Raw genomic sequence first — 13,680 nt, 5'->3', positions numbered from 1 at the left:
GAAAAGAACCGGCAGCGACCGCTGCCGGCATTACGCTATCCAAACTTACTTAAATACGACGAAATTGGAAACGACCTTCCGTTCCTTCCCGTCGGAAGGACTGTTTAGCACTTTGCCGTTGTAGACGAAGGCGCTGGAGCCGCCGCCGTCCAAATTGTACGCATCGCGAACGTTCCACTCCAGCAGCTTTGTCTGCGCTTCTTCCAGCGTGACGCCGCTGCTGTAGCCTTCCTGCCTGCCGTCGATGACGATGAACAGCAGATCGCCGTTTGAGAAATGGCCGATCATCGTCCGCGGCTCCTTCTTGTTTTTCCATTTCGACGGGATCGTCTGTTTCTTGCCGTCCTTCAGCAGCGTAGGCACGAAGGTAGCCCCGTTCAGGACGTCCAGCTTCTCGACATCTTTCCTCGAGTGAATGTCCCCGCCGACCAAATTGCCGGTTCGGTTGAACCCGATGAAGCTGAGTCCGGTTTGATAAAAGGTGACGATTTCCCCGTCGACGACGGTGACGCCGAGCGGGTATAGCAGTCCGTCTTTCCCTTTGGAGAACCCGCCCGCGTTGATCGCGAGCGCGGCCCCGGTCCGTTTCGCCGCGGCGCTCGTCGTCTCTCCCTTATGCCCGATTTTATCGCCCGACAAGACGAGCTCGACCGCTTTCGGGTCGTGGAGCTTCACTTTCGCGAGGTACCCGCGGTAGCCCGCTTCCTTGAGCGAGTACACTTTGATCGTCGCCCGTTCGCCGAACGTTTGGCCGATCGGGTCGCCTAGCATGTTAGACAGCACAGCGGCCAGCACGTCCCCCGTCTCCGCGTTCTGCTGTTTGCTTTGATCGACAAGCTGGTCGACCGCTTTCCGCTGCTCCGCGTCGGCGGCCTGCTCCTTCTTCGCCGCCTCCGAGAGCGCGGACACCGCATTGCGGATGTCGGTCAGCTGCTCGACGGACGACGCCGCGCCGGCGCTCATTTGACCGTAGGCGTCAGACACCTCAGCCGCTTGCTGCTTCAAGACGCTCAGCGGGGCTTCGGTCGACGCGTACGACACCGCGGCCGACGCATACTCGGCTTCCAGTTCGGGGGCGCGCAGCTGGAACGCGGCGATGCAGGCGAACAGCGCCGTGACGGCGAGCCCGAGCGGGAGAAGCGGTTTAGTAGACACGGGCCGCTTCCTCCAGCTTCTTGATCGACTTGCGCAGCTCTTCCAGTTCCTTGCTGAGCTCCGTAATCCGATCGTTCAGCGCTTGCTTCGTCTGCGCGGTCGAGCTGAGCGAATCTCCGGCCAGCGACATTTCTTCCTTCACCGCGTTCAATTCGCTTTGCACGGCGGCGAACTGCTGCTGCACCGCCTTGGCTTGGTCCGCGTTCGATTGCAGCGCGGTTTCGAGCTCCGACAATTTCCGGTTCAGCTCCGCGGTATTCGTTTGGTTCGTCTGATGAATGCGGTCCAGCTGTTTTTGAATGCCCCCGACGTACACGTACGCTAAAATGAAGACGCCGGCGGCTAGCGAAACCCAGAGGGCGGCGATCGCCGCGCGGACGACCGCCTTTTTCGACAGCCGCTTCGCCAGCCGTTTGGAATGGGTTCGTTCCGTCCGCGGTTCGATTTCGTAAAACGCTTCGTTCATGGCTCGTTCCTCTCCGTTGATCTGGTTGTAGTGTCGTAGGTGATTTCTTTTTCTCTATCTCTCTATTTATCCTACCATATTTGGCTGCGAGATTTCACAGGTTTTACGGAGAAGTGGGGGGATTTGGAAGACGCGCCTAAACGAAAAGACAGCCCCCTCGGAATCCCGAGAGAGCTGCCTATATAACAAACGATCGCGTTACCCGTTACTCCAGCGTCGTCCGCGCCCCGCCCTTCGCTTCGACGATGTCTCCGCCGACGCTGAGCCAAACCGACATCGCGGAAGGGTTGTACACGAAGTCGCACGCCGCCGAAAATTGCAAACGGTCGCACGCCTGCAAATAATCGTAAATTTCGATGTTCGTCGCGTACCAAATGTCGTCCCGGCCCCCGATGAATTCGCAAAACCGTTCGATGACGTCCCAGTTGTTTCGATCGTTAAACTCATAGCTGTGGCCCCACACGTACATCATATACAAATATTGACGCTTGTGCAGTTCGGCGAACGCCTTGCCGATCTCCAGCACGTCATGGTTGTGGTGGCAGGTCGGATTCCATTCATGCCACCGGTTCGGGAAGCCGAACGTCTTCGTGCTGTGTACCGTGCGCGCGTATTCGATGCCGAGATGCGGCAGCAGATCCATAATGGCCGGGCTGTACGAGCCGTTCGGATACGACATGCCTCGAACCGTATAGCCGGTCAGCCGCTCCAGCGCTTTACGGTCCTCCATGATTTCATGGACCAACGCCTCCTTCGGGCTGCGCGCGATCGTCGGATGGGTGACGGTGTGCGCCGACACCTCGTGTCCCGCGTACAACGACGCGATTTCGTCCGCGCCGATCCGGTCGCCTGCGCCGAGCAAGCCCGAGTTGAGGTGGAACGTGCCTTTAATGCCGTATTGATTGAAAATACCGACGAGGCGGCGATCCGCTTCGCGCCCGTCGTCGTAGCTCATCGTGAGCACTTTGTGTTTGCCGCCGGGGAAGCATTTGACGATTTGTTTCATGGCTCTGTTCACCCTCCGAATGTTCGTGCCGGTTGACCGGCTTTCCGGTATATGTCGTTAATGAATTCCGTCGCGACGGCGGCCGATTCGCCGTCGACGAACGGGGCGCGGCCTTCGTCGATCGCCTGCGCGAAGTCCGCCGCGAGCTGCCGGAACAGCTCGTCGTTCGCGGATCGGTCGGGGTCGAACGCGGGCGGCTCGACGCCCGGCACGTGGAAGGAGACGATCCCGTCGTAATTCGCCGACACGCTGCCTTCGGTGCCGGAAATTTCGATCATCTCCTTCTGCATGCCGACGCTCGCGGTCGACGCTTCGATCATGCCGATCGCGCCGTTGCCGTACCGAACGACCGCATAACCGTGGTCCTCGGTTTCGATATCGTGAAACACTTGGAACATGTTCGCGCTCAGCACCTCTCGGTAGCCGCCGTTCAGCCAAAGCGCGAGGTCGATAATGTGGCTGCCCTGCTGGATGAACGGACCGCCGCCGTCCATCTCGAGCGTCCCGTGCCACGATTCGTAATATTGTTTGGAGCGGAAATGTTTAATGGTGACGTCCACCGTCATAATGCGCCCGAGCGTGCCCGAGTCGACCAGCTCCTTCAGATAGCGCAAATGCTCGATAAACCGCCGCATGTACGATACCGCGAGCACGACCCCGCGCTCCTTGCAGGCAGCGATCATCTCGCGCTGCTTCTCCGGCGCGATGTGGAGCGGTTTCTCGCACAAGCAGTGCAGGCCCGCTCGCGCCGCCGCCAGGACGCCGTCGTAATGCGCCGCATTCGGCGTGCAAATGACGGCCGCGTTCGCCCCGGCGCGGGCGGCCGTCTCGGCGAGGTCGACGCCGTGCGCCGGTATGCCGTGCTCTGCGGCGAACGCCGCGACCTTCTCGGGATTGCGCCCGACGACAGCGACGATGTCCGCCTCCGGCACCGAAGCGAACGCTTTCAAGTACGCCTTGCTGATCGTGCCGTGGCCGACCAGAACGATACGATGTTTGCTCATGCTCATGGTGAACCTCCTACCCGTCGATATAGGTCGACTTCGTTTCCAACCCTAGATGCTGCAAGAAACGAACGATTTCTTCGTCCCAAAACTCCCACGTATGCCCATGGCCTTCTGCTTCGTGATAGCGGTAATCGAACGGGTTGCCCTCTAGGCCTTCGAAAAAATCCCTCATGAGATGATTGAGGTCCAGCCACGGGTCCTCGCTACCGCAGGCGTGATACACTCTTGGGAGCGGACCGCCGGCGGCGACGGCGCGGCGGCCGAGCCATTTCAGGTCGTTCTCCGTCCCCCGAATGTCACCCTCGCCGAACAGCAGTATGCGATCATATGCCCGAGCCGAACCGTCGTTCACGAAGGCGATGTCGGATTTGTCGCCGGCCGACATCGCGCCGATCGCGCCGAACAGATCCGGCCGGGCGAGCCCGATGCGGAAGCAGCCGTAGCCGCCGTTCGACAAGCCGGCGATCAGATTGTCCTCCCGTTCGGCGGACAACCGCGGGAACAGCTGGCGCATCAGCCCCGGCAGCTCCTCGGTCATGTACGTGAAATATCGGCCGCCATGCGCCATGTCGGTCCAACACGAATGCATCGCTCCCGGCAGTACGACGGCGATGCCGAACCGGTTCGCATGCTGCTCGATGCGGCTCATGCGCTGCCACATGCTGTGGTCGCCCGAACCGCCGTGCAGCAGCCACAGCGTCTTCAGCTTGCCGTCCCCGTCGTACGGCTGTCTTTCCTGCGGCATGATGACGGTCGTTTGGACGTCCATGCCGAGAATGGTCGAGTACACATGCGCTTCCATCAGCGCCATTGCGACGTCCCCCCTTGCCGAACAGGTACGCGCGGCGCGAGACGATCGATCAGCCGTTCGACGCACCGGTCCCAGCTCGCCCAGCCGGGCTCTCCTGGCCCTTCTTCATAGACGACGGTCAAGCCGAGCGATGCCGCGCTATCGCGGAATCGGACGTTGTCGTCGCGGACCGGATCCCCGATTCCGCACCAGAGCGCGATGTCCGGCCGCGGACGGTTCGTGGCGGAGAGCGCCTGCGCGGCAGCGAACGCATCGCTGCTCCCGGAGCGCCCCTCGTCACCGAACACGTCTCTCGCCAGCTCCGGCGGCAGCCGCTCGGCCGCTCCCGCCGCATCCAGCGCGCCGGAGAAGGAAGCCGCAAGGGCGAAGCGCTCCGGCGCCCGCAGCGCGGCGGTCACCGCGCCGAACCCGCCCATGCCGCAGCCGGCGACATATCGATGTTCCCGCAGGTTCGAAAGCGGATACATCCGCTCGCAAAACGCAGGCAGCTCTTCGGCGATGAAGCGGGAATAGTTCCGGCCGAACGCCATATCGGCGTACCAGCTTCGGTGCCCGGCCGGCATAACGACCGCGAGCGGCCGGCCTTCCGCGTAGCGCTCGATACTCGACCGCCGCATCCAAGCGGTCTGATCTTCGCCCAGATCGTGCAGCAAATACAGCGTCGGGTAAGGTCCGAGGTCGACCGTCATGCGGGGGCCTTCGCCGCGCTGCGGCAGCAGCACCTCCATGGCGGTCGGCATGCGCAGCGTCTCGGAATGAAAATGTACGCGCAGCCAAGCCATTGTCCGTCAGCCTCCTGCTCTCGTAATCTCTCAAACTCTCGAAGTAAAAAAACAACTCCCTTATTTTACCGCAAAACAACCTGTTGTGGAGCCATTTCGAGCGAAAAAATAGAAGCGTGGAGGCATGGGCCTCCACGCGGTCCGCAATCGCGTCAGCGGTTCGACTCGAAAATCGTATACACCGTTCCCGGGGAAGCGGCGAAACGATACACGTCCTCTCCCTCCAGGACGGATTGCAACGCCGAATCGCCGGCGCGAACGCGAAGCGGCGTCCGGCTGCGGATGCGGCATTCGCCGCCGCGCCGCGATACGATGTCGGCTTGTTCGAGCCGCCCGCCGCGCCACGTGATCGATACCTCGAACCCGCCGCGGGCGCGCAGGCCGCGCACGCGGCCCTCCGGCCAAGCGTCGGGCAGCGCCGGCAGCAGCTCGATTGCGCCGTCGTGGGACTGCAGCAGCAGCTCGGCGATGCCGGCGGTCGCCCCGAAATTGCCGTCGATCTGGAACGGCGGGTGCGCGTCGAACAAATTGGCGTACACGCCTCCGCGGTGCAAATCGATGGTCGTGCCGTCGTCTTCGACCAAGGTGAGCAGATTGGAGAGGAGCCGCAGCGCCCGGTTGCCGTCCTTGAAGCGGGCCCATAAATTCACTTTCCACCCGAGGCTCCATCCGGTGCCGCCGTCGCCGCGCCGTTCCAGCGACGCTTTCGCGGCTTCGAACCATTCGGGCGCCGCCGATTTCGTCACTGCGTCCCCCGGATACACGTCGTACAGATGCGACACATGGCGGTGAACCCGGTCTTCGTCGTCGAAATCGCGCGACCATTCCTGCAGCTGCCCGTGCTTCCCGATCCGGTGCGGAGGCAGCTGCCGCATCGTCGCCCGCAGCTCCTCCGCGAACTCGGGGTCGACGCCGAGCTCTCGCGCCGCTTCGATGCAATGGCGGAACAGCTCGCGAATGAGCGAGATGTCCATCGCGGAAGATTCGCTCAGTGCATGCGTACGCCCGTCGGGCAGCCGGAACCGGTGCTCGGGCGACGTCGACGGCGACGTCATCAACCCGCCCGCCCCGTCGTCGATCAGCCAGTCCAAGCAGAAGAGCGCCGCTTCCTTCATGATCGGATACGCCGTATCGCGCAGGTAGCGCAGATCTCCGCCGAAGCGATAATGCTCCCACAGATGCGCGCACAGCCACGGGCCGGCCATCGGCCAGTTCGCCCACAGCGGGTTGCCGTGGCCGTAGTCGCCCGGCGGCGCCGTCTGCCGCCAAACATCCGAATTATGGTGGGCGGTCCATCCCCTGCAGCCGTAGTTCACCTCGGCGGTACGCCGGCCGTTCGCGGCCAACTCGCCGATGAACTGGAGGAACGGCTCATGGCATTCCGGCAGGTGGCACACCTCCGCAGGCCAATAGTTCATCTGCGCGTTAATGTTCAGCGTGTAGTTGCTGCTCCACACGGGGCGCGGCTCCTCGTTCCAGATGCCCTGCAAATTCGCCGGCTGCGTGCCGGGACGGGAGCTCGCGATCAGCAGGTAGCGCCCGTATTGAAACAGCAGCTCGACCAGCCTCGGGTCCGCTGCGCCGTATTCCCGGATGCGCCGGTCCGTGGGCAGGGTGTCGGGGGCGGCCGGCGCGCCGAGCCGGAGCTCGACGCGATCGAACAGGGCGCGGTGATCGGCGGCGTGAGCGGCGAACAGTTCCGCGTCCGACTTCGCCAGCGCGGCGCGCACCGCCCGCTCCGCAATCGGCCCCGGCTCCCTCCCGGGGTTAGGAGCTCGATCGAAGCCGTCGAAGCTGGTCGCGGCGGCGAACAGCAGCGTGCACCGCTCGGCGCCCTCCACGTGCAGGCCTTGGTCGTCGATCCGCCAAGTCCCCGGGCCGTCCAGCCGCACCTGCAGCCGGCCTTCGAAGCGCATAGCGGTCGTTCGCTCCGGATCCCCGTAACGGATCGGTTCATCGGTGTCGTAATAGTTCGGATCGACCCGCTCCGGACAATGCCCGCGCAGCAGCAGCGCCTCGCCCGCCGGCTCCGCGGCGGAACGCAGCGGACTGTCCAGACGCGCGCGGAAGCGAAGTCTCCCGGGCTTGCTGGCGTACAGCCGGACGACCAGCACCTGATCGGGGAACGAGGCGAACGTCTCGCGCACGTACCGCACCCCTCCGATGCGATAGGACGTGCGCGAGACGCCGCCGCGCAGATCGAGCTCCCGACGGTAGTCGGAAGCCCAATTGCCGTGGTAAAATCGGAGCCGCAAATCCCCGAGCGGCATATAAGACTGCGTGTACGGCCCCATCGTGGAAGCTTTGCTGAGCGCCTCGGCTTCCTCGTACTTGCCCTCGGCGATCAGGCGCCGCAGCTCCGGCAGCGCCGCCCTCGCCTTCGGATTGTTCCACTCCTGCGGAGCGCCCGACCAGAGCGTATCTTCGTTCAGCTGCATCCGCTCTTCCTCGATGCCGCCGAACACCATGGCGCCAAGCCGGCCGTTGCCGACCGGCAGCGCCTCCGTCCACGCTCGGGCGGGCTTCTCGTAATGTAGGTTCATCGTCCGCATCCTCCTTGCGCGCCGGAATCAGCCTTTGATCGATCCCGAAGTCATCCCTGCAATAATGAACCGCTGCCCGATCAAATAAATGATAATAACGGGAAGCGTCGTAAGCACGATGTCCGCCGAAACCAGATTCCAATTGACTTGAAAGCGGCCGAAGAAATTGTACACGGCCAGCGTCATCGGCCATTTGCTCGAATCGTTCAAATAATACAGCGGCAGGACGAACTCGTTCCAAGCGCCCATAAAATTCAAGATGGCCACCGTCACGAGCACCGGCGTCAACAGCGGCAGCACGATCCAGGCGAACAGCTTGAACGGCGGGCAGCCGTCCACGATCCCCGCCTCATCTAACTCTCTAGGCACCGAATTGACGAAGCCGTAAATGAGAAACACGCTGAACGGGATCGTCCCGACCGTGAGCAGCACGATGATGCCGAGCTGCGTATTGATTAGCTGCGTAAGCTGCATTACTTTCGTCAGCGTGACGAAGTTCGTCGGCATCGCGATCCCCATAATAATGAAGAAATACAGGAACCGGTTCAGCTTCGTCGCGTTTCGAGCGAATACGTACGCCGCGATCGCGGAAAGCAGCAGCCCGAACACAGTCGACGTGCTCGTGTACAAAAGGCTGTTCAGGAACGATTCCAGCAGCTTCCCCTGTTCGATCACGATCAAGTAATTGCTCCATTCCAGCCGAGTCGGCAGCGCCATGCTCATCGAGTTAGCGGAGATCTGGTCTTTGAACGAATTCACGACGACGAGCAGCAGCGGAATGAACATCAGTGCGCTTAGGCCCCAGGCGACGCCATTTCGCAGCAACCGCAAACTCCAATGCGCCGTCATTGTTCCACCGCCCCCTTCCGCGTCATTAAACGTATGACGAAATAACCCGATACCGTCATTACGAGGAACAAGAGCGTCGACAGCGCCGTCCCGAGGCCATACCGTCCCGTGGAAAACTCCTTGAAAATCGTCGTGTACAACACATCCGTCGCGTATCCCGGACCGCCGTTCGTCAGTACATAGACGACCTCGAATACTTTCAGCCCGTGCAGCAGATTCAATACGGTCGTCACGACCAGCGCGGGCGTCAGCAGCGGGAGCGTAATATGAACGAGCTTGCTCCACGCATTCGCCCCGTCGATTTCCGCCGCTTCGTAATACGTTCGGGAAATCGACTGCAGTCCGGCGAGCAGAATGATCATGATGTAGCCGACGCCTTTCCACACATCGACCGCGATAATCGATTTGAACGCCCACTGCACGTCGACCAGCCACTTCTGCGCTAGAGCGCCGAGTCCGAGCCAACGCAAGCTTTCGTTCAATAAGCCGGTTTGCGGATGCAGCACCGATTTGAAAATGAGGCCGACGACCAGCATCGGTACGATCGCCGGCATGAAGATCATGACGCGGTGGAACCCCTGCAGCCGCACGCCTTCCTTCAGCATGAGCGCGAACGCCAGCCCGAGCACCGTTTTCAGGACGACCGTGGCGAACGTAAAGACGAGCGTATTCGTCATAAAGCTGAGGTAGTGCTCATTCGACGAGAATACTTTCCGGAAATTGTCCAAGCCGATAAAGGCGACCTCGCTCGAATAGCTGTTCCAATCGGTGAACGAATAGTAGAACCCCATTAGGCCCGGGATGACGAAAAAGACGAGATACAGCACGAGCGTGCCGGCCGCGAAGGACAGCGGGTAAATTTTATTTCGGATCACGTGCGCGCCAACTCCACTCTGTATCGATTACTTCGACCACGCCGGGTCTTTCGCCACGCCTGCCATGTCGGCCCGCCGCTTATCGATGCTTCGCAGCACGTCGATCGGCTCGGAAGCGCCGCTGAACATCGCCACCAAATCTTTCCCGATGTCCATCCATTGCGGGTTCACGTAATTGACGTAGTTTTGAATGTCGGTGCCTTTCGTCGGATACCGCTCGAAGAGCTCCTTTTGCGCCGGCGTGTACTTGTCTTTAAGGCCCGGGAAGTTCAAGTTGGCGATCGTCGGATCGTTGTCCAGCATGTACTGGAGATTTTCGGGCTTCGCCAAGAACGCGAAATATTGCTTCGCTTCTTCGATATGTTTGGAGCCGGAGTAAATGAATTTGCTCGGGCCGCCCGGATTGATGTAGTAGATTTGATTGTCCGCGAGCGGGATGACGAAGAACCCGAAATCGTCCGGCGTGAGCTCCGGATTCGCTTTGACGATATCGTTCACCGTGCTGGCCACGGAGAGCGACATGGCGTATTCGCCGCTCGCCAGCTTGTTCGCGGTCTCCGCGCCGGTATCGGAGAACGCGTTGTCTCCGAAAAAGCCGAGATCGTACATTTCCTTCAGCTGCGTCAGCGATTCGAGCATCACTTGGCTTTCCTCGAATTTGACTTTGTTTTCGTTCAGAGCATTGTACAAATTCGGCTCGCGCTTGTCGTACTGCGGTCCCGGCTCGGCGAACCACAGCACATGGTGCCAGCCGTCGGCGATCGGTTCGTACAGCGGGATGATGCCGGCCTCCTGAATTTTCAAGCAAATTTGCTTAAACTCCTCGTACGTCGATGGAATTTCGAGACCGAGCTGCTCGAAAATCTTTTTGTTATACGTCACGATGAAGCTGCCGGAGGTGTCCCAGATCGTAAGCGCATACACCTTGCCGTTCAATGACAGCTGCTCGAGACTTAACGGATCTTCGCGCTGCACCCATTCTTGATCGCTCAGATCGACCGCGTTTACTTCGACGTTGTAGTTCAACTGAATCTCGCTCTTCCCGCTCTGTCCTCCGAAAATGTCCGGACCTTCCTTCGCGTTCAGCTTCGTTTTCAGCACGTTGAAATATTGGTCCGCAGGGATAATTTGATAATCGATTTTAATGCCGGTTTCTTCCTCGAACTTTTTGGCAAGCTCCATTTCGGCGTCCTTGATCCATCCTTGGCTGGCGATGTACGTTAGCGTAACGTTCTTTTTGCCTTCGGCCGCGTTGCCGCTCCCGGTCTCGGCGCCTGCACTGCCGCTCGAAGGAGCGGCTTCCGGCGCGGCGCCGCTTCCTCCGCATGCCGTAACGATCATCGCGCATAAGGTCAACAGCGTAAGCAGCATCGATTTTCTTTTCATTTCTTTCATCCCCTTTACGAATCGGTTCTCGCTACAATCATAAAGCGCTTACATTCTTGCGAACATGGAGATTTCCGACCGTTTTTATGTATTATTTTGACTAGCCGCTGCGCAAAGAAAGCTTTGACAAAAGTGGCGAAGCGGGAGCAGAATGAGAAAAAATGCCGATGCGAGGCGGTGACGGCGGCGGGCCATGCTGCTGAAATTCAAAAATATACGCTCGATTTTGTTCCTGACCTATACGTTGATCATCGTGATCGTGTTTACGGTGCTTGTGCTCTGGTTTTACCATTGGACCTCCGATTTGCTGCGGCGCAACGCGGCCGAGGCGCTGCGCGGCATGGGTCAGTCGCTGCAGGAGAGCATCGACGCGGAGATCCAGAAGATGGACGACGTCGCCTTGAACGTGATGTACTCGAACCTCGTCCGCAACAACTTCCGCAAATATCTTGCCGAGCTCGAGACGTCCGCCGCCTCGGGGTCCCCCTCCGCCCGAACGGCCGGTACGGTCGAAGCGGGCAAGGAGCTTACCGATATTTTGACCGCCGTCGTCGGCCCTTCGCGTCCGGTGGAGCAGCTGTATTTGTACGACTTCCAAGGCATGATGTACGGCAACGGCTTCGATAACGGCGAACGCTCGTACCGGCCCGACGAGAAAGCTTGGTTCCATACGGTCATGACGAACACGAAGGGCAAATATATCCACCCTCCGGTGCCGGACGAGGACATGTCCCGGTTCCGCTCTTCGCGCGAGGCGCAGTACTCGATTTCGCTGTTCCGACAAATCTACGACAGCTACAATGTCCCGATCGCCATTGTGGAGGTGAAGCAGTATTACAGCAAGGTTTTTGAAAACGCTATCGGAATCGTCCGATCCCGCTCGAACGGCGAGAACGTCTTGGTGTTTAACGAGCAAGGCCGCCTCATTTATCCGATAGACGGAACGGGCGACGCGTTCTCCTCCTATTTCTCCGTGCTCGGGACGAACGCTGCGGACTCCGGGCGGAACTTCGCCCTCGTCAATCCGCGCACTGGCGAGCGGGAGCTCGTCTCCGCGCATGTCTCCGAGCGGACGGGCTGGACGACGATGCTGATCGTCTCCGAGGCGAAGCTTCTGGAGCCGCTCTCCCGGTTCGCGAAGCAGACGGTCCTCGTCGCCGTCGGCGTCCTCCTGTTCGCGATCGCGCTGTCGTTCGCGGCGGCGAGGCGCATCACGCTGCCGCTCTTGAAGCTGCATCGGACGATTCGGAACATTCGACTGGACGACATTGGCAGCGGTAGTCTCATCAGCGCGGAATTAAGCAGCGGCTTGAGCGAAATGGATCAGCTTCATCAGTCCTTCGTCAACATGCGAGCGCGATTAAAGCAGTCGATGGATGATTTATTGCTTTCCCAATCCCAAGAGCTCCAGGCGAAGCTGCTGGCGCTGCAATCGCAGATGAATCCGCATTTTTTGTACAACACGCTGGCGACGATTCATGCGATGGCGGAGGAAAACATGAACGCCCAAATCGTGCGGATGACGGAAAATATGTCCGATTTTTTGCGGTACTTTTCCTCGGACGAATCGTCCGTCAAGCTGTCGACCGAGCTGATGCATACGAGAAAATATTTGGACATCAACCAAATCCGGTTCGGGGAGAAGCTGCAGTACGAGTTTCGGATCGACGACTCGCTCCTCCAGCTTCACATGCCGAAGCTCCTGGTTCAGCCGCTCGTCGAGAACGCGCTGAAATTCGCCACCAAAAGCGAGCCCCCTTGGCGCATCCAGGTCATCGGAACGCTGGCTGACGGCCGGTGGACGCTGGAGGTTTGCGACAACGGGCCGGGCTTTACTGATGCGAGCCTCTCTCTGCTGCGGGAACGGATGGACGAGGTCGACCGGACGAACGTCATTCCCACGCTGGAGCTGAACGGCATGGGCTTGCTGAATATTTACATTCGCCTGAAGCTGCTTTACGGCGCCGATACGCTGTTTGAAGCGTCGAACCGTGCAGGCGGAGGCGCGTCCATTCGAATCGGAGGCACGTGGAAGGAAGGGAGATGAGCGCGTGGAGGAGTTCATTACGGTCGTCGTCGCCGAAGACGAAGATTTGATTCGAAACAATTTAATTAAAAAAATTGAAAACGCCTCCCCCCACATGAAGGTGGTCGGCGCGGCCGAAAACGGCAAAGCGGCGATCGACATCGTATCGCAGGAGCTGCCGGACTTGGTCATTACCGACATCCGGATGCCGGCCACGGACGGCATCGAGCTGATCCGAACGCTCCATACCCATTATCCGCGCATTCGGAAGGTTATCTCGAGCGGGTATGCCGATTTCGAATACGCCCGGCAAGCGATTCGGTACGGGGTAACGGACTATTTGTTAAAGCCGGTATCCGCGGACGACCTTGGGCAGCTGCTCTCTCGAATTCGCGACGCCGTCCTTTCGGAACGGCACGCCGGGAAGCTGGCCGGACACGCCGGTTCCCCACCGGAGGAAATCGTCCACCGCGTCCAGCAGTACATGCGGGAGCATTTCGACCAAGAGCTGACGCTGGAGCATATCGCGAAACATTTTAATTTCCATAGTTCATATTTGAGCAAATTATTTGTGAAGTATACGGGTGAACTGCCTTCGAAATATTTAATGTCGTTGAGAATTAATGAAGCGAAATATTTATTGCGCAACTATCCGAACATGCCGGTGAAGGAAGTCGGCGAACGCGTCGGGTATCCGGATCAATTTTACTTCAGCCGCGTTTTTAAACAGATGACCGGCTCCACGCCGAAGGATTATCAAAAGTAAAAACGTCC

At 59.8% G+C, this 13,680-nt stretch carries 12 protein-coding genes; 2 read left to right on the top strand and 10 right to left on the bottom strand.

The window, feature by feature from the left end; genetic code table 11:
* Positions 1 to 45: 45 nt before the first annotated feature.
* From VE009_RS23445 to VE009_RS23400, 10 genes are all read right to left on the bottom strand, one after another.
* A complete protein-coding gene (locus tag VE009_RS23445; protein ID WP_325011901.1) occupies positions 46 to 1,155 on the bottom strand; it encodes a phosphodiester glycosidase family protein in 1,110 nt (369 codons plus the stop codon).
* A complete protein-coding gene (locus VE009_RS23440) occupies positions 1,145 to 1,621 on the bottom strand; it encodes a hypothetical protein (RefSeq protein WP_325011899.1) in 477 nt (158 codons plus the stop codon). The genes VE009_RS23445 and VE009_RS23440 overlap by 11 nt, the downstream gene beginning before the upstream one ends.
* 205 nt (positions 1,622 to 1,826) lie before the next feature.
* On the bottom strand, positions 1,827 to 2,627 hold the full coding sequence (locus VE009_RS23435) for a polysaccharide deacetylase family protein (RefSeq protein ID WP_325011897.1): 801 nt from the start codon (positions 2,625 to 2,627) through the stop codon (positions 1,827 to 1,829).
* 8 nt (positions 2,628 to 2,635) lie between these two features.
* Positions 2,636 to 3,631, bottom strand: coding sequence for a Gfo/Idh/MocA family oxidoreductase (locus VE009_RS23430; RefSeq protein ID WP_325011896.1), 996 nt, complete (start codon positions 3,629 to 3,631; stop codon positions 2,636 to 2,638).
* Positions 3,632 to 3,647: 16 nt separating this feature from the next.
* The gene (locus VE009_RS23425; RefSeq protein WP_325011894.1) at positions 3,648 to 4,445 is read right to left on the bottom strand and encodes an alpha/beta hydrolase; all 798 of its coding nucleotides are present in this window, start codon (positions 4,443 to 4,445) and stop codon (positions 3,648 to 3,650) included.
* Positions 4,436 to 5,227 carry an alpha/beta hydrolase gene (locus VE009_RS23420; protein WP_325011892.1) on the bottom strand — a complete coding sequence of 264 codons (792 nt, stop codon included), beginning with the start codon at positions 5,225 to 5,227 and terminating at the stop codon, positions 4,436 to 4,438. Before VE009_RS23420 ends, VE009_RS23425 begins: the two co-directional genes overlap by 10 nt.
* Before the next feature lie 152 nt (positions 5,228 to 5,379).
* Entirely contained in the window at positions 5,380 to 7,770 is a 2,391-nt protein-coding gene (locus VE009_RS23415) for a glycoside hydrolase family 95 protein (protein ID WP_325011890.1), read from the bottom strand.
* A 27-nt stretch (positions 7,771 to 7,797) separates the two neighbouring features.
* On the bottom strand, positions 7,798 to 8,619 hold the full coding sequence (locus tag VE009_RS23410; RefSeq protein ID WP_325011889.1) for a carbohydrate ABC transporter permease: 822 nt from the start codon (positions 8,617 to 8,619) through the stop codon (positions 7,798 to 7,800).
* Complete coding sequence (locus VE009_RS23405; RefSeq protein ID WP_325011887.1) at positions 8,616 to 9,494, bottom strand: sugar ABC transporter permease; 879 nt, start codon at positions 9,492 to 9,494, stop codon at positions 8,616 to 8,618. The genes VE009_RS23410 and VE009_RS23405 overlap by 4 nt, the downstream gene beginning before the upstream one ends.
* A gap of 27 nt (positions 9,495 to 9,521) precedes the next feature.
* Complete coding sequence (locus VE009_RS23400) at positions 9,522 to 10,880, bottom strand: ABC transporter substrate-binding protein (protein ID WP_325011885.1); 1,359 nt, start codon at positions 10,878 to 10,880, stop codon at positions 9,522 to 9,524.
* 193 nt (positions 10,881 to 11,073) lie between these two features.
* Here VE009_RS23400 and VE009_RS23395 point away from each other — a divergent pair, with 193 nt between their 5' ends.
* Both VE009_RS23395 and VE009_RS23390 read left to right on the top strand, forming a co-directional pair.
* Complete coding sequence (locus tag VE009_RS23395; protein WP_325011883.1) at positions 11,074 to 12,927, top strand: sensor histidine kinase; 1,854 nt, start codon at positions 11,074 to 11,076, stop codon at positions 12,925 to 12,927.
* 4 nt (positions 12,928 to 12,931) lie between these two features.
* A complete protein-coding gene (locus tag VE009_RS23390; RefSeq protein WP_325011882.1) occupies positions 12,932 to 13,672 on the top strand; it encodes a response regulator transcription factor in 741 nt (246 codons plus the stop codon).
* Positions 13,673 to 13,680 lie beyond the last annotated feature (8 nt).

Origin of the sequence: Paenibacillus sp., from assembly GCF_035645195.1 — a bacterium.
Taxonomy (GTDB): Bacteria; Bacillota; Bacilli; order Paenibacillales; family YIM-B00363; genus Paenibacillus_AE.
Note: the sequence above shows the minus strand (reverse complement) of the source record. Positions and strands in the feature narration are given on the sequence as shown.